Genomic DNA, 20,781 nt, shown 5'->3' on the forward strand with positions numbered 1-20,781 from the left:
CCGCGAGCCAAGCTCTGGCGCGTTCTCCGTGAAGTGCTGTTCGTGGCGTTCCTGTTCGGTGCCTACAACCTCGGTCGATACCTCTCAATGGGCCACGCCGGGGAAGCGTTCGCTCACGCCCACCGCCTGATCCAATTGCAGTCGCAGCTCGGTCTTCCGAGTGAAGCGAGCGTCCAGCGAGCAGCTCTGCACGTCCCCGACCTGGCACAAACGGCCAACCGGTACTACGAGTTCGTTCACTTCCCGTTGACCGCGCTCGTGCTGCTGTGGTTGATGATCCGCCGCGCCGCGCAGTACCCGAAGGCTCGTTGGGCGCTGGCCTCGCTGACTGGACTGGCCTTGATCGGGCACCTCGTTTTCCCGCTGGCACCGCCGCGGATGATGCCGGGCTGGATCGATACCGGCGCTTTGCTGGGGCAATCCGTGTACGGTCCGGACGCCCAGAGCGGTCTGGCCAACCAGTTCGCCGCGATGCCGAGTCTGCATGTCGGCTGGGCGTTGATGGTGGCCGTCTTCATGATTCGCGCCACCCGTTCGCGGTGGCGATGGTTGTGGATCGCACATCCGGTGCTGACGTTCACCGTCGTCGTGGTGACGGCGAACCACTACTGGTCGGACGGCCTCATCGCGATCACCCTCGCCGTACCACTGCTCATCGTCTTCCGGCCGAAGCAATTCAAACCGAACGGGCGGGTACGCCGGGACAGCGCACCCGCCCTGCTCGGGGCGACCGATCAGTCGGCCGGGGTGGTGGCCGTGGCCAGCTCCTCGTCCGCGCGGACCAGGTAGGGCTCGCGGTCGAGCACGAGCCGGGCCGCGGCCGCACCGATGTCGAACCAGAGCCCGACCAGTTCCAGCCGGCCTTCGCTCTCGGCCCGCTGCACGCAGTCGAAACTCCGCAGGTTCTCCAGTTGCACCGCCACGTTGGTGACAGACAACTTGTCCGCGGCCGACAACTTGACCCCGGTCACCGGGTCGGCGATCTCCGGAGCCCGAGCGGACCGGCGTACGGATGCGTCCAGGTGGCGAAGCCAGTTCTTCAGCGCTGAGCCTTCGTCCGGTACGCCGTCGAGCGCGGCCGCCGCCGCGCCGCAGTGGGAGTGACCGCAGACCACGATCGAGGCGACGCCGAGCACTTCGACGGCGTACTCGATGGTTGCCGCGACGGACGAGCTGTTCGAGCCGTACGGCGGGACGAGGTTGCCCACGTTCCGCACGCAGAACTGGTCGCCCGGTCCGGTCGTGGTGATCAGGTTCGGCACGATCCGCGAATCGGCGCAGGTGATGAACAGCTGGGTCGGACGTTGCCCGTCCGCCGCGAGCTTCGCCAGTATCGGCCGGATCGGGTCAGCCGACGCCTCGAACTCCCGAATGCCGTCGAGCATCGAGATCCGCTGATCCGGCTCGAGCACCACCTGACCGTGCTGCCACGGGTGCAACCAGCGCGACCGCGTCGACTCGCCGTGCAGCGCCGCCCGGAACGCCGCTCGGTTGAGCTCGACCGAACCGCCGCGCGCGAGGTGCCCGCGTCGCCAGTCCTCGATCGCCTCGTACGCCGCGTGGTCGAGGTGGTCGACCTGAAGCTCCACCCGGACGGGCGTGCCGACCGGGATCGTCCGCAACGTGCGAACCAGCGAAGCCACTCCGAGAAAGACGAGCGCGCCGCGGATTCGCACGACCCACACTCCATCCTCTTCGGTCGCGGTGACAGTGGCCCGGGCGAGCCGCAAGAGCACTCGGACAAGGGCTAGTGCAAGCCCCGCGAGCACCCCCTCGGCCAGACCGAGAACGGCTACCCCGGCCGCGGTCACGACGTACACGAGGAGTTCATCGTGGCGTCGCAGTGTGCGGATGTGGGCGAGCTGAACCAGGCGAAGACCGGTGACGAGCAGTACGCCGGCCAGTGCGGCCATCGGGATGAGCTCCAGCATCGCGCCGGCGGCGAGCACGAACACCGCGATCCAGACACCGTGCAGGACCGCCGACGCCCGAGTGCGCGCTCCAGCGGCAACATTGGTCGAACTGCGCACGATGACTCCGGTCACCGGCATCCCGCCGAGGGCGCCGGAGACCGCGTTCGCCATGCCCTGACCGATCAGCTCGCGATCGAGGTTGGTGCGTCGGCCGCGATGAAGCTTGTCCACGGCAACGGCAGAGAGCAACGACTCGACGCTGGCGACCAGGGCAACCGTCAGCACTGCGGTGGCGATCTGCAGCGCGCCGCCCTCGGGCAGCACCGGGACGATCAACTCCTGTAGCGGAGCACTCGGCAGGTCGACCCGGGTGACGTCGATCTTGAGCATCGCGGCCAGCGCAGTGACGACGACCACCGCGACCAGCGGCGCCGGAACGATCCTTGCCTTCGGCAACCTTGGCCAGAGCAGGAGGAGCAGTACGGTCAGTACGCCGACCAGTACCGCGCCGGGATGATGGGCCACCAGTTGCGCGGGAAGCCCGGCCACGTTGGCGATCAGGGAACTCTGCGCCCGGCCACCGAGCACCACGTGCAACTGCTGAACCGCGATGGTCACACCGATGCCCGCCAGCATGCCGTGCACGACAGCCGGGGACAACGACAGTGCGAGCCGGCCGATCCGGGTGATGCCGAGCAGGATCTGCAGGAGACCGGCTGCGCAGGTGATGGCCGCGGTGGCGGCCCAGCCGAACTGGGTGACCAGTCCGGCGACGACAACGGTGAGGCCGGCGGCAGGACCGCTGACCTGCAAGGGGGATCCGCCGAAGGTTCCGGCGATGATCCCACCGACAACGGCGGCCACCAGGCCCGCGATCAGCGGGGCTCCGGAAGCGGCGGCGATTCCCAGTGAGAGGGGGATCGCGATCAGGAAGACCACCAGCGAGGCTGGTAGGTCATGACGAAGAATGAGGTGCCACGAGCCGCGCTCGGGCGGCGAGTGGGCATGGGAATCGGAAGTGGTCATGGTCGGCACGGGTCCTCCGGCGTCGGTGCTAACGGCATCTGAACGTCGAAACAAAGGGTGTCGATCTGACTACTGATAGTACTGACCGGATCAAGCCCGCACGAGCGCCAATTCCAATTCGTTGCCTGCGGCCCCTTGGATGGCTCTATCCGGCGCTGAACAGAACCCGCCGGGCATGGTCGGTGTCGAGATACTCCCGGACGGCAACGATCTGCCCGTCGCGAACGGTGAAGACGCCCCCGCACCGGTTGTCGTACGTCGCACCGGACAGCGCGGTCGCCTGAGCTGTCCACTCGGCGAACACCTGGTCGCCGTCGGCGAGAATGTTGACCAGCTTGATCACCACCGGAGCGTCGGCAGCGAAGAGTTTGCCCGCGGCCGCGCCGAGGAAGTCGTTGATCACCACATCCCGCCCACGCCACGTACCGGACAGCGGCAGGTCTCCCGGATACGTCCATTCGACGTCGGGGGAGAAGCTGGCCTCGATGGTCGGCAGATCGCCCGCCGCCACTGCCTCGACGTACCGGGTCACGACGGTCTTCGGGTCCTTCATCGTTGTTCCTTCCTGATCATCAGTACTGCGTTGCCACGGATCCGCCGGTCGCGGAGTTCGTCGAGTACGACGTCGGTCTCCGACCAGTCCGCGATCCGCCCGAGCTCCGAATGCAGCCGGCCGGTCGCCACCAGTCGCACCAGGGTCGCCAGATCGGGGCCGTCCGCCGGCTCGGAGTCGTAGTGGAAGTGCTTGATCGAAGCCGCCTCGGGCCCGGCGAAGAAGTCGAAGAAGTCGATCCGCGGCGCCTCCCGGCTCGCCTGGCCGAACCAGATCAGCGTCCCACCTGGCCGCAGCTTCGACAGCGCGACCGGCAGGCTGCTGCCACCGACCGACTCCAGCACCAGATCGAAGGGTCCGCGCGCATCGCTCACGTCGTACGCCAGCGCCTCTGCGCCGAGTTCCAGGAGCCGCGCGCCGCGCTCGGGGGACGAGACGACGGCGGTGATCTCGGCCCCGGCCGCCAGTTCGGTGAAGTAGTGTCCGACCCCGCCGGACGCACCGGTCAGCAGGATGCGCCGGCCGACGACGCTTCCCGCAGTACGCAGGAGCCGGAGCGCGGTCAACCCAGCCAGCGGCAACGCAGCGGCCTGCTTGAACGAAACAGCATCAGGCAGTACTGCGACCTGCTGCGCCCGTACTGCGGCACGCTCGGCCCAGCCCGAGTGCGGTAGATGCGCGACGACTCTCGTGCCGACGGCAGGACCGTCTTCGGTCGTCCGGATCACCGACCCGGCAACATCCTTGCCCGGCCGCCACCCGGGTCGATCCGTCTCCAGCTGGAACGTCTCGCCTCGATTGACCGAGAACGCGGCGACCTCGATCAACACCTCCCCGGGCCCGGCCGAAACCTCCTCCACTTCGCCGAACGAGACCTTCCCAGGTCCTACCGGCACCACTGCGTACACCGAACTCCTCCTTCACTAGACTCGGCAACGAAGCTACGGGCCCTGAATCGGGTCGTGGAAGACGGCACTTTCTACTGCTAAAGGCACCAAATGGATACCGACCAGGTCAGCGGCAGGTGGGACGCCACCAAGGGCGCCTGCCCGACGCGTCAGGTCCTCGGCCGGATCGGTGACACCTGGACGATGCTCGTGATCAGCACGCTGGAGAGCCGGGGCACGCTGCGCTCGGGTGAACTGAAGGCGGCGATCGAGGGGATCACGCAGAAGATGCTCACCCAGACCCTGCGCCACCTGGAGCGCGATGGCGTCGTACGGCGTGACGTAGTTCCTACTGTGCCGATCACCGTCACGTATACGCTGACGCCGCTGGGCGTGAGCCTGAGCGCGGCGGTCGCCACCATGCGCACCTGGGCCTACACACACATGGACGACATCGTTGCTGCCCGCAACGAATTCGACGAGGGGCACTAGTGGATCTGCAACTGACCGGCCGGACCGCTGTTGTCACCGGGGCGAGCAAGGGGATCGGGCTGGCGTGTGCGGAGGCGCTGGCCTGGGAGGGCGCGGAGGTGATCGCGATCTCCCGCAACGCGGAGAATCTCGCGGCGGCCAAGGAACAGCTGGCCGCCAAGGGTCTGGCGCTCAACGTCGTCGCGGCAGATCTGACCGATGCCCACGCGACCAAGGTCGTCTTCGAGCGGATCGGGGCGGTCGACGTGCTGATCAACAGTGCCGGCGCGGCCCGGCGGACGCCGGTCGACGAGCTGAGCAGCCAGACCTTGCACGCGGCGATGGAAGCGAAGTACTTCACCTACATGCACGCGATCGACGCCGTGATTCGCGGGATGGCCGAGCGTGGCAGCGGCGCGATCGTGAACGTGGTCGGTCAGGGTGGGCGTCAGGCCAACGAACTGCACATCGGCGGCGGCGCGGCGAACGCGGCACTGATGCTCGCTTCCGTCGGCTACGCGAAGGCGTACGCCGGCCGCGGCGTCCGGGTGAACGTGATCAACCCGGGGATGACGCTGACCGGTCGTGTCGACGAGGGCCTGGAGGCCGCGGTGCGTTCGACCGGCCGGCCCAAGGAAGAACTGCTCGCCGAGATGGTCCAGAGCATCCCGATGGGTCGCGCGGGCGAGCCGGCGGAGGTCGCCAACGTCGCGACCTTCCTCGCCTCACCGCGGGCGAGCTATGTCACCGGAGCCGTCATCACCATGGACGGCGCCGGCACGTCAGCCATCTGAGGGTGGGATCCCGCCGGAGAACGCCGTTCGCGGGCGCGGGACCGCTTGACCGTCGATGGTGATGTCGACCCGCTCGTTGAAGAACGCGATCAGTCCGGCGATCGGCAACAGCGCAGCCGTCGGGAAGTCGTAGCTCCAGGCGAGATCGGGATGCTTGCCCACTGACCAGTACCCCGTCGTGCGGCCCTTGTAAGGGCAGGCGGTCCTGGTCTCGCTAGGCGTCAGGTGCTCGAAGTTCACGGCGAGCCGGGGGAAGTAGTACCGCGGCGGCAACCCGGTCTCGAAGACGATCACGGTCGACGACGACTCGGCGAGCACCAGCCCGTCCCGTTCCACCTTGACCGACCGCGACGACCTGATCGCATCGCACCGGCTGTACGGGTCGCGGGGATGGACGAAGACCTCTTCCTCTTCCTCGAACCAACTGTCCATCGCGTCCCAGTCGAAGCGCACCAGCCCGGCGGCCACCCCGTCGTCGTACACGCGAGCCTGACCTTTCCCGGCCGTGTGCACCCGGGCCTTGCCCCGATCGTGCTGCTCTGTCTCACCCGTATCGACCAGTACGCCGTCCGCCACGTCCGCCAGCGGCACGTAGTACTGGGGATAGGGCGGGAACTCCCACAGGTACTTCGCGTCAAGCGTGTCGAGGACGACCCGGCCGCCCAGCGTCGCGCGGATCCGCCGCGGCACCGGTTCCACGTGATCGATCCGCCCGACCACTTCGGGGTATCCGCTCATCTGCCCACCATAAGCGCGCAACGTCCGAAGTACCGAGGGTCAGGGCCCTCGGTACTTCGGACGTAAGCGTCAGACGGTGATCCAGTCAATGTCGGCGATGTAGCCGTTCGGGTTGCTCACCTTGATCGAGTTGGAGCCGGCCTGGAGCTTCACCGGCAGGTAGACCACCTGTGGCGTACCCCAGTCGTTGTCGCCGAGACCGTGGTAGTTCACCCAGTAGGTGTCGGCGTCGTTGATCGTCAGCATGCTCTGCCGGCTGGTGTCGCCGTCGGTGTGGGCGATCTTGACCAGGTACGTCCCGGTCGTCGGCACCGTGATGCCGTTCAGCGTCACGGACGCGTCGTACCCGATGTTGCCGATCTTCTGCCCACCCGAGCACAGCGTGCACCCATTGGCGCTCGCGTTGCCGGTCAGCGTGCTCGTCGATGCCTCCGCCTCGTACCGGGTCGGCCCACCCGACTTCGCAGTCAGCATCGTGACCGGCGCGCTCGCCTCCGACGACTTGCCGCCGTCGACACCCTTGACCTCGAACGTGTACTGCGTCTGCGGAAGCAACCCGGTGACCACGACACTGGTCGACGCACTCGTCGCCACCTGCTTGCCGTTCGCGTAGACCTTGTACGACGTGGCGCCGGTGCTCGGCCGCCAGTTCAGGGTCACCGTCGTCCGGCTGACGTCGGTCGCCTTGACGTTGGCCGGCTTCGAGACCGCGCCGAGGTTGTTCGGGTAGATCTTGTACAGCTTCGACCCGTGGGCAGGCAACGTGGCGCTCACCTGGCCGCTGACGTCGCTGGTGTTGCTGCCGGCCCAGACGTCTCGCACCTTGGCCTTGCCGGTGATGCCCAGCTCGTCGAACCGGCCGGCCACGGTGGCCGGGCTGTCGGCGAGGTTGAAAAGGCCGACCGTGACACTGCCGTCGGCGTTCTTCGCGTACCACGTCTGCTGCAACTGGTTCTGGTTCAGCGGCCGGGCCGGTACGCCGGCCTGGTCGATCGCGATCACCTCGCGATTCGTCAGCAGCCTCAGCCCGTACGCGTCGAGCTTGGTCAGGTCGTCACCGGCGAACAACGGCGCCGAGTTGATCGCCCAGAACGTCATGTACGTCTGGCGCTCGGTCTCGTTGACGCCGTCCATCGCGCCGACGCCCACGTTCAGCGCGTCGAGGTTGTTCCAGTGTCCCGGTCCGGCGTCGTCGACCCACTGCGCGACGTCCCACCAGCGCTGCACCACCGAGCCGGTCCAGCGGACGATGGTGTCGCAGTAGCACTCGACGTCGGTGTCGATCCGCCAGCCGTTCGAGTTCGCCTTCCAGGTGTCGGCGTACCGGTGGCTGAGGGACCACGACAACGTGTACTGCATCGGGCGGCCGGCGTTCTGGACCGCGCGCCACCAGGACTCCACGTCCTCGGTGTTGTTGTGGTTCGGGTCGTCCGGAGCGCCCTTCCAGGAGCCGGGACCGACGCCGTCCATCTTGATGAAGTCGACACCCCAGCTCGCGAAGGTCTTCGCGATCGAGTCGGCGTACTTCTGCGCGCAGGGGCTGGCGTAGTTGATCTTGTACGCCTGGTCCCAGCCGTTGGTCGTGCGCAGGTCGGGGTAGACGATGTCGCGGGTGAAGCAGCCGGGCGCGTCGTAGATCGGTGTGTTGCCGTCGCGGTAGACGTCGAAGCCGAGACCGACGACGGTGTAGATGCCGAACTTCAGCCCGAGCTGGTGAATGTCGTCGCCGAGCGCCTTCATCCCGCGCGGGAAGCGGGCGGGATTGGCGACAGGGCGGCCGTACTCGTCGCCGCCGAGTTGCCAGCCGGCGTCCACGTTGACGTACTCGTAGCCGTACGGCTTCAGCTTGGTCGCCAGCGCGTGCGCCTGGGTGAGGATGTTCTTCTCGCTGATGAAGCAGCCGGGGCCGTCCGGGTTCACCCCGGGATAGTTGGTGGACTGCAGACTCCAACTGCTCCACCCCATGTACGGCTTGGCCGCAACCTGTGGATAGCTGGCAGGCACTGGCGTCTTGGCGGCGGGGATGCCGGCGCTGGCTGGGGCGATCGCGGCTGCCGATACCAGGGCGGCAGCTGCGAGAGCGGCGACGCCGGTACGCCGGCGGGCGCGGGTTCGGCGTACGGGCGGGGGTTGCGGGGCGGCAGTAGGGCGGACTGACATGTGTTCCTCCGTCGCGTCCGAGATCTGGGGGAGCGGACGGTGCCGAGCCTAGGTGCGCTTAATTTACAACGTCAAGTAACAGCCGTTGGTAACTGCCCGTAGTGCTGTGACTCAACTGCGACACAACTGACATCAACATTGCGACCACCGGGCTCCGTCATACCCCGTGTAAGTGAGGCGCGGCCCGGGAGGCGGGCCCGCTCGTATGGGAGGGGTAAACCATCAACACTTCAAGGAAATTCGGCCGTACCGCGATCGCCGTCGCGGGTGCCGCGGCACTGGTGGCCGCGGCCGCCGGCGCCGCCGGTGCCGCAACATCCGGCCCGGACAAGGCAACCGCTGGAGCCGCCGCGACGCCGGCGCTCAAGTTGGTTGCCGGAAGCAATGATGTCACGCTGGACCGGATCCCGGACTACGGCGTGATGATGGACTTCGGGACGCACGTGGTCGCCGGCCAGAAGCCGGTCGAGATCCGCGCCACCCGCAAGTCGTACGGCGACCCGATCGTCGCCAAGCAGTACGTCGGCGGGTATCCCGTCTCGTTGCCGAAGGGCTCGGTCACGGACTGGTCGGGGCTCAGCAAGTTCCTGCATGTCACGCTGACCGACGCGACCGGCAAGAAGGTGCTCGACCGCGACCAGGCCTTCTGCCTCAACGGTGAGGGCTCCCGGACCCGGCCGGACGCGCCCGACACCTCGCCGTACCCGTCGGAATGCAGTGCGAACCCGTTCACGCTCGGCGCGGTCTGGGGGCTGCAGGCCGGCTGGTCGGCGAACACCTACAACTACTACGACGAACAGGCTCCGACCGACCTGCCGGTCGGCAAGTACACCGCCAAGATCAGCATCAACAAGCAGTACCGCGACTACTTCAAGATCGGTACGGCGGACTCCGCCGTCACGCTCAACGTCACGATTCAGGACGAGCAGGGTTGCGACCCGGGTCACGGCGTTGTCCGAGGCTGCAAGTCGAAGGTCGCCCAGTCGCTCAAGCCGGGCACCATGAAGAGCGCCGCGCTGACTCCGAACGCCAAGCGGCCGACCGGTAAGGCGAGCGTGCCGAAGGGCCCGAAGCCGGACCTGCGTCCGCTGCCGGCCTGGCAGATCACGGTCGCCCCCGGCGACGAAGGCCCGAGTGCCCAGCGCGACTACCTGTCGTTCGCAGCGAACGTGTGGAACGCCGGTCCGTCCAAGCTGGTCCTCGACGGCTTCCGTCAGCAAGGCAAGGATCTGATGGACGCCTACCAGTACTTCTACGACGCCAACGGCAAGCAGGTCGGCTACCAGAACACCGGGACGATGGAATGGGACGCCCGGGAAGGCCACAACCACTGGCACTTCACCGACTTCGCCCGCTACAGCCTGCTGTCCAGCAACCAGACCGAGGTCGTCCGCAGCCAGAAGGAAGCCTTCTGCCTGGCCGCGACCGACTCGATCGACTACACGGTCAAGAACGCCGAGTGGCACCCGCAGAACACCGACCTGCACACCGCGTGCGGCAACCACGGTTCACTGTCGGTCCGCGAGGTTCTCGACGTCGGCTCCGGTGACACCTACATCCAGTCGCTCCCGGGCCAGTCGTTCGACGTGACCGACCTCAAGAACGGCACGTACTACGTGCAGGTGGTCGCCAACCCGGAGAACCGCCTGTTCGAGTCCAACACCAAGAACAACGTGTCGCTGCGCAAGGTCATCCTGGGCGGCACCCCGCACCACCGCACCGTCAAGGTCCCGCCGGTCCAGTTGGTCGACGCGCCCTGATCCCTGTCGCCGGCAGGCACCTGGGGGGCCTGCCGGCGATCGGTACTAGTGGTGGCTTACGTCTGTGGCGCTGAGGCTTGCGTCTAGTGGTGCTGGGGCTTGCGCCTCGTACGCCGGGGGCGCGGGGCCGGGTCGCCGCCTCGGTGATGCCTTCTGACCAACGGGAACGGCCGGTCGATCCGAGGTGCCGCGGGCCGGGCGAGCCGGACGGGGACCTGCTCGAGGCCCAGCCGGACCGATGGTTGCAGCCACGGCGAACGCGGCGAGCGGTGAACGACCACCCGGAAGCGCCCGGCCCGGGCGAGAGTGATGCCGATGGCAACCGTCGCGGTGGCCGGGATCAGCCCGGCCAGCAGCAGACCGGTCCGCGCACCCCAGTGTTCGGCGATCCAGCCGACCGTCGGCCCGCCGATCGCGCCGCCGCCGATGAAGACCAGGTTGTAGATGCCGGCCACCCGGCCGCGGAGCCCGTCGGGCGTGGTCAGTTGCACCATCGACTGGGCGGCGGTGAGGAACATCAGTGTGGCCATCCCGAGCGCGCACAGCAGCGGCAGGAAGGTCCACAACGAGGGCTGGATCGCGGCCACCATCTCGGTGATCGCCAGGATGGAGGCGATCCCGACCAGGTTCCGCAACCGGGTCGGACGGATCCGCCGGGCCGACAACAGCGCCCCAGCGAGGGATCCCACGGCGACGACGGAGTTCAGTACGCCGTACCCGGTGGCGCCGGTGTGGAAGACCACCTTGGCGAACGCGGTCAGCGTCACCGGCAGGCTGATCGTGAACATCCCGAAGATGCCGACCAGGACGACGGCCCAGCGGACGGCGGGCTCGTGGAAGGCGTACCGGACGCCGTCGCGCAGGCCGTCGCGGATCCGGATGCCCGCGCTCGCCTTGCGGGACGCGTTCAGGCCGGGCATCTCGTGCTCGCGCATCATCAGCAGCGCGGAGATCGAGCCGAAGAACGTCACGGCGTTCAGCGCGAACGCCCAGCCGGTGCCGATGGCACCGATCATCGCCCCGCCGAGCGCCGGGCCGATCAGGCCTCCGAGCTGGAACGTGGACGAGACCATGCTGATCGCGTTGCGGAGCCGCTCGCGGCCGACCAGTTCGGTCACGAACGACTGCCGGGTCGGGTTGTCGACGGCGGTGGCCAGGCCGAGGATCAGCGCGAGCGTGTAGACCTGCCAGACCTGCACTCCGCCGGTCAGGGCGAGAACGGCGAGAATCCCGGCGAGGGTGCCCATCGTGGACTGGGTGACCAGCAGGATCTTGCGCTTCGGGAAGCGGTCCGCGATCACTCCGCCGTACAGGCCGAGCAGGAGGGTCGGGAGGAACTGCAGTGCCGTGGTGATGCCGACGGCGGTGGCGCTGCCGGTCAGCGTCAGCACCAGCCAGTCCTGCGCGATGCGCTGGACCCAGCCGCCGGTCGAGCTGACGAACAGGCCGCTGACCAGCAGACGGAAGTTGCGGACCTGCAGAGCGCTGAAGGTGTCTTTCAAGCCCGGCCGGCGCTGAGTGGCCGGGAGCTCGTCGACGGGAGTTCGGGTGTCGCGATGGGTGTGGAAGTCGGGGACGTGATGGACAGAACCGGTGGCCCGGGTGGTCAAGAGTCATCCCTACGCAGTGGGCTGTCAGGGGAGGTCTCTTCCATCCTCAACGTTGGAGAGCTGGTTCCGACAGCGAATTACTCCTATTAGTCTTATTGCGTCCTGCAATGAAAGGGTGGGCCTGTGGCTTACGATCCGGACCAGTTGCGTACGTTCCTCGCCGTTGCCCAGTCGCTGAGTTTCACGCAGGCGGCGGAGCGGTTGGGGATCCGCCAGCCGACCGTCAGCCAGCACGTCCGCAAGCTGGAGCTCGCCGTGGGGCGTCCGCTGTTCGTCCGCGACACCCGGACGGTGACGCTGACCGCCGACGGCGAGGCGATGGCCGGGTTCGCCCGGACGATCCTGGCCGCGCACGAGGAAGCGGTCGGGTATTTCACCGGATCGGAGTTGCGCGGGCGGTTGCGGTTCGGGGTGACCGACGACCTGGCGCTGACGCCGCTGCCGCGGATCCTGCGTGACTTCCGCCAGCTGTACCCGCGGATCGATCTCGAACTGACCGTTGCCCAGAGCCCCAATCTGCTCCGCCGGGTCGAGTCCGGTCACCTCGACCTGGCCTACGTGAAGCACACGGCGGGCGCGGGCTCCGAACTGAACGGCAGGCTGGTCCGCCGGGACCCGCTGGTTTGGGCCGGCATCTCGGGCACGCGGATCGCACCCGACGGCCCGGTCCCGTTGGTGGCGTACCAGGCACCCAGCCTCAGCCGCTCACTCGGCGTACAGACTCTCGAGCAGGCCGGCCGGTCGTGCCGGATCACGTGCATCGTGCGAGGCGTCAACGGCGTACTGGCGGCGGTTCGGGCCGGGCTCGGGATTGCGATCTTCGCGCGCAGCCTGATGCCGGTCGACCTGGTCGAGCCGCCGCCGAGCGCGGGGCTGCCGGAGTTGCCGGCGATCGATTTGGTGCTGATCACGAATCCCCGCGCCGCCAAGGAGCCGGCCGAAGCGCTCACCGCAGCCATCCTCGGCAGCAACGCCCCACTGAAACCGCAGCCGAGCTAGCCCGCCGGCGGGCCCCGGATGACGGAAGCCGCGGCCCGAGCCAGCTGGGCAGCGCGTCGCCGCCGTCGTGCTAGCTGGTCAGCGCGTCGCCGCGGATGACCAGGGTGACGATCGCGACGGCCGCCACGGCGAGGGTGACCAGAAAGGGCGCGTTCTTCCAGGCGACGATCGCGACCAGCAGGCCTGCGTTGACGGCCAGGGTGATCCAGCCGATTGCGCCGATCGGGCCGTCCGGCGCGATCACCAGCAGGGCCGTGGCGACCGCGAGCGGCAGCGGCGCCAGCACCCGGGCGGCTTCCCCGAGCCGCTGCGGCCAGCCCCGGACACCGGTGGCGAGGTCGTCCGCGAGATCCGGTACGACGTTTGCCAGATGGGCACCGACACCCAGGAGCGCGCCGGCGGCGGTGGCCCACCACGGCGCCCAGGTGTCCGCGGTACCGAGGGTCACGAAGGACGGCAGCAGGCCGAACGCGACGGCGTACGGGAACCAGGAGATTCGGGTGGACTTCAGTTTCAGGTTGTACGCCCAGGCAGCTGCCACGGCGACGAGATGGACCAGTCCCGCGAGCAGTCCGCTGGCCAGCGACAGCGGCACGCAGGCGATCGCCATCACGACCGCGCCGATGCCGACCGTCCGGCGACTCACCAGTCCGAGCACGATCGGTTTGTCTTTCCGGGCCACACTGGTGTCGCGGGTTGCGTCAATCGCGTCATTGCTCCAGCCGATCGAGAGGTGGCCGGTGAGGATTGCTGCGGCGACTAGGAAGCAGCCGGCGGCGTTGCGGCCGGCCGACCAGGCGACCACCGTGATCAAGGTGGTGACGGCGACGGTCGGACCCGGATGGGATGCCATCCCCAGACCCTTGAGGGTGCGCGCGAGGCTGCTCACCGGAGCAACGATGCCACGATGACCCGGATCGCCGCGGCACAGGCCGCGTTCCCGCCCCACCGGTACGAACAGCACGAGCTCACCGACGCCTTCGCCGAGATCTGCCTGCCCGACGGCAAGGGGCACGCCCTGCTGCGCCGGTTGCATGAGAACGCCGGCGTCTCCCATCGACACCTGGCGCTGCCACTGGAGCAGTACGCCGTACTGAAGGACTTCGGCGAAGCCAACGATGCGTGGATCTCGGTGGCGGTCGACCTCGGTGCGGCTGCCGTCTCGGAGGCGCTGGCAGCGGCGGGCTTGTCCGTGTCGGACGTCGATGTGCTGATGTTCACCACGGTCACCGGGGTGGCCGCGCCATCGATCGACGCGCGGGTCGCGATGCGGCTCGGGCTGCGGGAGGACGTCAAGCGGCTGCCGTTGTTCGGACTCGGCTGCGTCGGGGGAGCGGCGGGGATCGCCCGCCTGCACGACTACTTGCTGGCCTGGCCGACGCACGTCGCAGTACTGCTGTCGGTGGAGTTGTGTTCGTTGACCCTGCAGCGGGACGACTCGTCGTTGCCCAATCTGGTCGGTGGCGCGTTGTTCGGGGACGGCGCTGCTGCGGTGGTGCTGACCGGTTCGGACCACCCGGCTGCTGCCGGGCCTTCGGTGGTGGCGACCCGGAGCCGGTTGTATCCGGACTCCGAGCGGGTGATGGGCTGGGACGTCGGGTCGGGTGGGTTCCGGATCGTGCTCGGTGCGGACGTGCCGGACGTGGTGCGCAAGTACCTCGGTGGGGACGTCGGGGCATTCCTCGGCGACCACGGGTTGACCGTGCCCGAGATCGGGACCTGGGTGTCTCATCCCGGCGGCCCGAAGGTTCTGGAGGCGGTGTCGGAGACGCTCGGGTTGCGGCCCGGCGCGCTCGACGTGACCTGGAGATCGCTGGACGCCGTTGGCAACTTGTCGTCATCGTCGGTCCTGCACGTGCTCGGTGACACCCTGCGGCTGGATCCTTCAGGTATGGGCGTCCTGCTGGCGATGGGCCCCGGTTTCTGTTCCGAGCTCGTCCTGCTGGAGTGGTGATGTCAACGTCGTTGTGGCTGTACGTCGTACTGATCGTGCTGGTCGGCCTGGAACGTGTCGCGGAGCTGGTGGTGTCGCTGCGCAACGCCCGGTGGAGCTTCGAGCGGGGCGGGGTGGAGACCGGCAAGGGGCACTACCCGTTCATGGTCGTGCTGCACACCGGGTTCCTGGCGGGCTGTCTGGTCGAGGCGATCGTCGCGGACCGGCCGTTCATTCCGGCCCTGGGGTGGACGATGCTTGCCGTGGTGCTGCTTGCACAGGGGTTGCGGTGGTGGTGCATCACGGTGCTCGGCCATCAGTGGAACACCCGCGTGATCGTCGTACCGGGATTGTCATTGGTTGCCGCCGGCCCCTATCGGTGGATCCGTCATCCGAACTACGTCGCGGTGGTGGCTGAGGGGATCGCCCTGCCGCTGGTGCATACGGCCTGGATCACGGCGGTGGTGTTCCTCGTGCTGAACATCCCGCTGCTGACCGTCCGGATCCGCGCCGAAGAGGCTGCGCTGGACGGTGCGCTGACGAAGTGATCGACCTTCTCGTCGCGGGGGCCGGTCCGGCCGGTGCGGCAACCGCGATCCGGGCCGCGCTCGCGGGGCTGTCGGTCGTCGTGGTCGAACCGCGCAAAGGGCCGATCGACAAGGCCTGCGGCGAAGGGATCGCGCACAGTGCGGTCGAATATCTGCAGCGGCTCGGCGTTCGTCTGGAAGGCCGGCCGTTCGCCGGGATCCGGTATCTGGATTCCTCGCATTGTGTCGACGCCCGCTTCCGGGCCGGCCCGGGACTCGGCGTACGGCGTACGGTGCTGCAGGCCGCCCTGCTGGATCGCCTTGCTGCGCTGGAGGTTCCGGTCATCGCGAGCCGGGTCGACGCGATCAGTCAGAACGCTTCGTCGGTCACTGCGGCCGGGCTCACCGCCCGCTATTTGGCGGCTGCCGATGGGTTGCATTCACCGACCCGGCGTCAACTCGGGTTGGGAATGGAAAGGTCGGGGGAGGTACGGCGAGGGCTGCGGCGGCATTTCTCGACTGCGCCTTGGACCGAGCTTGTGGAGGTCTATTGGTCGCCGCTCGGCGAGGCTTATGTGACGCCGGTGGCGGACGACCTCGTCGGTGTCGCTGTGTTGACTTCGGCCCGGGGGTCTTTCGATTCCCATCTCGAGGCGTTTCCTGCTTTGAAGCGCCGGCTGGAGGGTGCTTTGCCGGCTTCCGAGGTGATGGGTGCGGGGCCGCTGCGTCAGCGGGTGCGTAGTCGCGTCGCGGGTCGAGTGATGCTGGTCGGCGACGCGGCCGGATATGTCGATGCGCTGACCGGCGAAGGGATCGCCGTGGCCTTGCGTACCTCCGCGGAACTGGTGCGCTGTGTGGTCGAGGATCGTCCCGCGGCGTACGACGCGGCCTGGCGACGGGTTTCGCGAGAGGCTCGTTTCCTCACCGCATCGTTGCTGTGGGCCCGCAACAGGTCGTTGCTCACTCCCCGCATCGTGCCGGCGGCGGCTGTCCTGCCTGGGCTCTACGGCGCGATCGTCAACCGGCTGGCTTGATGCCGGTTGTCTTATGCCGGTTGTCTGCTGCCGCCGGAAAACGCGCGGGCCCGGCGATCGCTCAGACAATCGCCGGGCCACGCGGTGCCCGAGCATCCTGGTGAAAAGCTCGGGCGTTCGTCCCAGCATCCTGGTGAAATGCTGGGACGGTTTGCCTCAGCATCCTGGTGAAAAGCTGAGACAAGTCCGTCAGGTGATCGAGTCTGCTGTGCGAGCGACCCGGCCTCCCTTGTGACCTCAACAATTCCATCCGGATGTTGCTCAACGATTGCCGGAATATGAAGCCTTGTTACCCAGGCCTGTGGCGTAGGTCTCAGTGCTCGGTCCGGACGGCGGCGATCTGGAGCTGGAGAGCGAGCCGTTCGCGCGGATCGGACAGGTCGAGCGTCGCGATCTCGCCGATCCGCTTCATCCGGTGCCGCAGGGTGTTCGGGTGCAGGTGGAGTTGCTTGGCCGCTTGCTGCGGCTGGCCGGGGTAGTTGAGCCAGGCCTGCAAGGTGTCGACGAAGTCGGTGTCGTGCTCGATGTCGTGCCTCAGGAGCGTGGCCAGCGGACCGTCCAGTTTGGTCGTATCCAGCGAGGTGACGGCCCGGTGCACGGTCAGCAGGTGCCAGGCCTGCTCGACACGAATGGCCGGCCCCGGCGCGGCTCCACGGCGTACGAGGCCTAGGAGCTCGACTGCCTCCGCCCTGGAGCTCGGGAGGTCTGCGGGGCCACGTGCGCGGCCGCCTGCGGCCGCCGTAGTACCGGGGGCGTCTTTGACCAGGTCGACCATGAGTCGGCGCAACCAGCGCCACGACCCGGGTCCGTCCGCGTCTGTGACGACCGCTAGGACCGTGCCGTCGAGATCGGCCAGCTGTGGCTCGCTCCACCCGTGCCGGCGACCCGTCGACTCCCAGAGGTCGAGCTGCTGCGGTACGTCGTACCCGCTGGGGGAGCCGAGTGCTACGACGCGCCACGGTGGCGGTGGGAGGCGTACGTCGACAGTGGTGTCCGGTGAGAACTGTCTGAGGACAGTGCGCAGACGGTCGATGGCACTGCGCCTCGCGACGTCGGCTTGAGCCCGGAGCCGCAGGAGGTGCAGTGCGAGGACAGAGGCCGCGTTGCTCAGTTCGGCGGTCACCTCGTCGCTGACCGGCCCGTCGACCACCGCCCAGATGGACCCGAGCCACTCACCCCCGGCCCGGACCGGTACGACGAGGCGCGGGCGGATGCCGTTGGGGCCGTTCGGGACCAGGAACGGCTCGCTCGACCTCGCCAGGCGGCGGAAGATCCCGCGGGCGCGGAAGTGCGCGATGACCTCGGCAGGGACCCGACGGCCGACGATCGTGGAGACGCGGGTGGGGTCGGTGAGGTCCTGACCGGAGGAGTACGCCAGTACGCGGCTCTGGTTGTCCTCGATGGTCACTGGAGCGTCCACGATCGCTGCTGCGGCGTCTGCGAGTGCGAAAAGCTCTTGGTGTACTCCGGCGTCACCGGCGACGGGGGAGTCGGGTGCTGCCGCTCTGTCGATCACGCCGCGCAGTAGCCAGACGACGTGGGCCCAGGTGACGCTCGGCTGGAGTGCGACGAGCGTGATGAGCCACCGCTCGGCTGTCGCGACCACCAGGGGATCCCTGGCGAGGGCGGCCCGTAGTACGACTCCTGACGCGTTGCCGGCGGCGCAGCGCTCCAGGAGCTCGACGGCGTCCTCGGCGTCACGTAGGCCCAGACCGAGTACCAGGTCGCCGGGTTGACCGGTCGCCGCCTCCTGCGGGTCGGCGAGGAAGACATCGCGGACCTCGTCGTCCCCGTGGCCGCGGACGACGACTTCGAACAGAGCCGGTCCGACGGCAACGACCAGGTCAGGCGCAGTGATCATGAAGTTATTGTGCGCTGAGCACTGTCATTTCACGCATCAATGGTGCGATCGCACCATGACAGTGCCTCGGCGCGGCGGCACCATCGATACATGGTCGCTGCTGGTTCTTCCACACACATCGTCCCCGACCGGGTCGCCATCGTCGGCGCCGGCATGGTCGGCCTCGCCACCGCCTGGTTCCTGCAGGAGCGTGGCATCGAGGTCACCGTGCTCGACCGCCAGGGCGTCGCCGCCGGGGCCTCCTGGGGCAATGCCGGCTGGCTGACTCCCGGCCTCGCCACCCCGCTGCCGGAACCGGCCGTCCTCAAATACGGCGTCCGTGCGGTGCTGAGCCCCTCCTCGCCGGTCTACGTACCGCCGACTGCGAGCCCCCGACTGCTGTCGTTCCTGACGCGGTTCGCTCGCAACAGCACCGCCGGACGCTGGAAGACCGCGATGGAGTCCCTCGTCCCGATCAACCGCCAGGCGCTCGGCGCCTTCGACCTGCTGGCCAAGGCCGGCGTCGAGGCGGAGACCTACGAGGCGAAGTCCTTCCTCGCCGCGTACCGCACCGAGGCCGAGCGGACCGTGCTGCTGGACGAGATCGAGCACATCCACGCGGCCGGCCAGGGCATCGAGTTCGAGGCGATCACCGGCGACGACGCCCGCGAGATCGAGCCGTCGCTGTCCGACGAGATCGGCGCGGCCATCCGGCTGCACGGCCAGCGCTTCATCAACCCCGGTGAGTACGTCCAGATGCTCGCCGACTCGGTCGTCGCCCGCGGCGGCAAGATCGTCACCGACGCCAACGTCTCGGACATCGTCGACGAGATCCGCGGCGTCCGCATCGTCACCGCCGACGGCGAGAGCGAGGCGTACGACGCCGTCGTGATGGCAACCGGTGCCTGGCTCGGCGACCTGGCCCGCCGCTTCGGCGTACGGACCGTCGTCCAGGCGGGGCGCGGGTACAGCTTCAGCGTCCCGATGGCGCACGTGCCGGCCGGCCCGGTGTACTTCCCGGCGCAGCGGATCGCCTGTACGCCGCTCGGCGACCGCCTCCGCGTCGCCGGGATGATGGAGTTCCGCAAGGCCGACGCGGCGCTCGACCCGCGCCGGATCGACGCGATCGTCGAGGCCGCCCGCCCCCTGCTCCGCGACGCGGACCTGGACGCCCGCACCGACGAGTGGGTCGGCCCACGCCCCTGTACTCCGGACGGCCTGCCCCTGATCGGCGCGACCGCCTCACCCCGAGTCTTCGCCGCCGGCGGTCACGGCATGTGGGGCATCACCCTCGGCCCCATCACCGGCCAACTCCTGGCCGAAACCATCACCACCGGCACCACCCCCAACGAACTAACCCCCTTCAACCCCCTCCGCTGACCCCCTCCATTGACCGCGGGACCGGGCGCCTTCCTCCGGCTCCAACCCACACCGCTGACCGCGGGACCGGGCGCCTCCTCCGGCTCCAACCCAGACCGCTGACCGCGCGACCGGGCGCCTCCTGCGGATCCAACCCAGACCGCTGACCGCGGGACCGGGCGCCTTCCTCCGCTGACCTCGGGGCCGGCTCTGGTCTCGCACTTCGACCGCTTCACCAGCAATCCCCGGCTCGGCCCTGCGCTCGTGCTCTCGGCCGATCCACCACGACCCCCCGGTCGGCTGGCTGCTGACAACCCCCTGTCCCAGCCGGCCGGGACCGATCGACCCGCCTTGACTGGCGGGGTAGCCGCACCGGGCCGCGGGGGCCTGATGCGGCGAGAGCGTGGCTCCCCGAATCTGCCCGTCCCTGCGCGGCGCGAAGATTCCGGGAGCCACGCTCTCGAGCAATCACCCCCGGCCCACAGACCAGCAGGGCAGTTGCACACGATGCGCCATGTGCGACTGCCCTGCTGTTTTATCCGCTTGTCTGCAGCTGCAAGTGCTACTGCAACTGCTGCCGTTGCTCCTGCTGCTGCTGGTGGTGCTGCTGGTGCTGGTGCTAGTGCTAGTGCTAGTGCTAGTGCTAGTGCTAGTGCTAGTGCGTGTGCGGCTCGGTGCCGTGCTCGGCCTCGTGGGCCGCGATCTGGGCACGGACCTCGTCCATGTCGACCGCGCGAAGCTGCCCGATCAGGTCCTCCAGCGCGGCGGCCGGAAGCGCGCCCGGCTGGGAGTACAGCACCACGCCGTCACGAACGGCCATCAACGTCGGGATGGAACTGATCTGGAACGCCTGCGCCAATTCGACCTGCGCCTCGGTGTCCACCTTGCCGAAGGTGATGTCCTCGTGCTTCTCGGACGACTTCTCGAACACCGGTCCGAACATCTTGCACGGACCACACCACTCCGCCCAGAAATCCACCAGGACGAGCCCGTCGGAACCGACGACCTCGTCGAAGTTCTGCTGGGACAGCTCGACCGTTGCCACTACAACCTCCGGAAGTTAGACGACTACCCCCACCACAACACCACACCCCCGCCCCCTGTTCCCGCCACGCCCCCACCTCGCGCTACAGGCCCATCAAGACGTCCCACGCCAGACGGGCAGCACCCCGTCAGC

Annotated in this window: 18 protein-coding genes; 9 read left to right on the forward strand and 9 right to left on the reverse strand. The window is 68.3% G+C overall.

Annotated elements, in window-relative coordinates; genetic code table 11:
• The first annotated feature begins 42 nt into the window (after nucleotides 1-42).
• Nucleotides 43-789 carry a phosphatase PAP2 family protein gene (locus DIZ26_RS00115; RefSeq protein ID WP_232828050.1) on the forward strand — a complete coding sequence of 249 codons (747 nt, stop codon included), beginning with the start codon at nucleotides 43-45 and terminating at the stop codon, nucleotides 787-789.
• On the opposite strand, the gene DIZ26_RS00120 is transcribed toward DIZ26_RS00115, so the two are convergent.
• The 3 genes from DIZ26_RS00120 to DIZ26_RS00130 all read right to left on the reverse strand — a co-directional run bounded on the left by DIZ26_RS00120 (nucleotide 735) and on the right by DIZ26_RS00130 (nucleotide 4,400).
• Nucleotides 735-2,939 (reverse strand): bifunctional SulP family inorganic anion transporter/carbonic anhydrase, encoded by a 2,205-nt coding sequence (locus DIZ26_RS00120; RefSeq protein WP_232828051.1) that lies wholly within the window; start codon nucleotides 2,937-2,939, stop codon nucleotides 735-737. The two genes, DIZ26_RS00115 and DIZ26_RS00120, sit on opposite strands and share 55 nt — an antisense overlap.
• A 145-nt stretch (nucleotides 2,940-3,084) precedes the next feature.
• Nucleotides 3,085-3,492, reverse strand: a complete 408-nt coding sequence (locus DIZ26_RS00125) for a nuclear transport factor 2 family protein (protein ID WP_112236507.1) — start codon at nucleotides 3,490-3,492, stop codon at nucleotides 3,085-3,087.
• Entirely contained in the window at nucleotides 3,489-4,400 is a 912-nt protein-coding gene (locus DIZ26_RS00130; RefSeq protein ID WP_112236508.1) for a zinc-binding dehydrogenase, read from the reverse strand. Before DIZ26_RS00130 ends, DIZ26_RS00125 begins: the two co-directional genes overlap by 4 nt.
• A 90-nt stretch (nucleotides 4,401-4,490) precedes the next feature.
• On the opposite strand from DIZ26_RS00130, the gene DIZ26_RS00135 reads away from it, so the two are divergent.
• Complete coding sequence (locus DIZ26_RS00135; protein ID WP_112236509.1) at nucleotides 4,491-4,871, forward strand: winged helix-turn-helix transcriptional regulator; 381 nt, start codon at nucleotides 4,491-4,493, stop codon at nucleotides 4,869-4,871.
• Entirely contained in the window at nucleotides 4,871-5,644 is a 774-nt protein-coding gene (locus DIZ26_RS00140) for an SDR family oxidoreductase (protein ID WP_112236510.1), read from the forward strand. Before DIZ26_RS00135 ends, DIZ26_RS00140 begins: the two co-directional genes overlap by 1 nt.
• Here DIZ26_RS00140 and DIZ26_RS00145 read toward each other — a convergent pair.
• Nucleotides 5,633-6,382: a DUF427 domain-containing protein gene (locus DIZ26_RS00145; protein WP_112236511.1), complete on the reverse strand. Its 750-nt coding sequence runs from the start codon at nucleotides 6,380-6,382 to the stop codon at nucleotides 5,633-5,635. The genes DIZ26_RS00140 and DIZ26_RS00145 overlap by 12 nt on opposite strands.
• 69 nt (nucleotides 6,383-6,451) lie before the next feature.
• Complete coding sequence (locus DIZ26_RS00150) at nucleotides 6,452-8,542, reverse strand: fibronectin type III domain-containing protein (RefSeq protein ID WP_112236512.1); 2,091 nt, start codon at nucleotides 8,540-8,542, stop codon at nucleotides 6,452-6,454.
• 281 nt (nucleotides 8,543-8,823) lie between these two features.
• On the opposite strand from DIZ26_RS00150, the gene DIZ26_RS00155 reads away from it, so the two are divergent.
• A complete protein-coding gene (locus DIZ26_RS00155) occupies nucleotides 8,824-10,302 on the forward strand; it encodes a lysyl oxidase family protein (protein ID WP_232828052.1) in 1,479 nt (492 codons plus the stop codon).
• Nucleotides 10,303-10,385: 83 nt separating this feature from the next.
• On the opposite strand, the gene DIZ26_RS00160 is transcribed toward DIZ26_RS00155, so the two are convergent.
• Nucleotides 10,386-11,912 (reverse strand): MFS transporter, encoded by a 1,527-nt coding sequence (locus DIZ26_RS00160; RefSeq protein ID WP_112236514.1) that lies wholly within the window; start codon nucleotides 11,910-11,912, stop codon nucleotides 10,386-10,388.
• A gap of 123 nt (nucleotides 11,913-12,035) precedes the next feature.
• Here DIZ26_RS00160 and DIZ26_RS00165 point away from each other — a divergent pair, with 123 nt between their 5' ends.
• On the forward strand, nucleotides 12,036-12,911 hold the full coding sequence (locus tag DIZ26_RS00165; protein ID WP_112236515.1) for a LysR substrate-binding domain-containing protein: 876 nt from the start codon (nucleotides 12,036-12,038) through the stop codon (nucleotides 12,909-12,911).
• A 70-nt stretch (nucleotides 12,912-12,981) separates the two neighbouring features.
• Here the strand turns inward: DIZ26_RS00165 and DIZ26_RS00170 are convergent, their stop codons facing one another.
• A complete protein-coding gene (locus tag DIZ26_RS00170) occupies nucleotides 12,982-13,800 on the reverse strand; it encodes a UbiA family prenyltransferase (RefSeq protein WP_232828053.1) in 819 nt (272 codons plus the stop codon).
• An 18-nt stretch (nucleotides 13,801-13,818) separates the two neighbouring features.
• Here DIZ26_RS00170 and DIZ26_RS00175 point away from each other — a divergent pair, with 18 nt between their 5' ends.
• The 3 genes from DIZ26_RS00175 to DIZ26_RS00185 are packed head-to-tail and all read left to right on the forward strand — an operon-like array spanning nucleotide 13,819 to nucleotide 16,405.
• Entirely contained in the window at nucleotides 13,819-14,865 is a 1,047-nt protein-coding gene (locus DIZ26_RS00175; protein ID WP_112236517.1) for a type III polyketide synthase, read from the forward strand.
• Nucleotides 14,865-15,392 (forward strand): isoprenylcysteine carboxyl methyltransferase family protein, encoded by a 528-nt coding sequence (locus tag DIZ26_RS00180; RefSeq protein ID WP_112236518.1) that lies wholly within the window; start codon nucleotides 14,865-14,867, stop codon nucleotides 15,390-15,392. The genes DIZ26_RS00175 and DIZ26_RS00180 overlap by 1 nt, the downstream gene beginning before the upstream one ends.
• Nucleotides 15,389-16,405 carry an NAD(P)/FAD-dependent oxidoreductase gene (locus tag DIZ26_RS00185; protein ID WP_112236519.1) on the forward strand — a complete coding sequence of 339 codons (1,017 nt, stop codon included), beginning with the start codon at nucleotides 15,389-15,391 and terminating at the stop codon, nucleotides 16,403-16,405. Before DIZ26_RS00180 ends, DIZ26_RS00185 begins: the two co-directional genes overlap by 4 nt.
• A 313-nt stretch (nucleotides 16,406-16,718) precedes the next feature.
• Here DIZ26_RS00185 and DIZ26_RS00190 read toward each other — a convergent pair whose 3' ends face one another.
• A complete protein-coding gene (locus DIZ26_RS00190) occupies nucleotides 16,719-18,266 on the reverse strand; it encodes a PucR family transcriptional regulator (protein ID WP_112236520.1) in 1,548 nt (515 codons plus the stop codon).
• Between the two features lie 90 nt (nucleotides 18,267-18,356).
• On the opposite strand from DIZ26_RS00190, the gene DIZ26_RS00195 reads away from it, so the two are divergent.
• Nucleotides 18,357-19,625, forward strand: a complete 1,269-nt coding sequence (locus DIZ26_RS00195; protein ID WP_112236521.1) for an NAD(P)/FAD-dependent oxidoreductase — start codon at nucleotides 18,357-18,359, stop codon at nucleotides 19,623-19,625.
• 634 nt (nucleotides 19,626-20,259) lie between these two features.
• Here the strand turns inward: DIZ26_RS00195 and trxA are convergent.
• Complete coding sequence (gene trxA / locus DIZ26_RS00205) at nucleotides 20,260-20,649, reverse strand: thioredoxin (RefSeq protein ID WP_112236523.1); 390 nt, start codon at nucleotides 20,647-20,649, stop codon at nucleotides 20,260-20,262.
• Between the last annotated feature and the right edge of the window lie 132 nt (nucleotides 20,650-20,781).

The organism is Kribbella monticola (genome assembly GCF_003261635.1).
GTDB lineage: Bacteria > Actinomycetota > Actinomycetes > Propionibacteriales > Kribbellaceae > Kribbella > Kribbella monticola.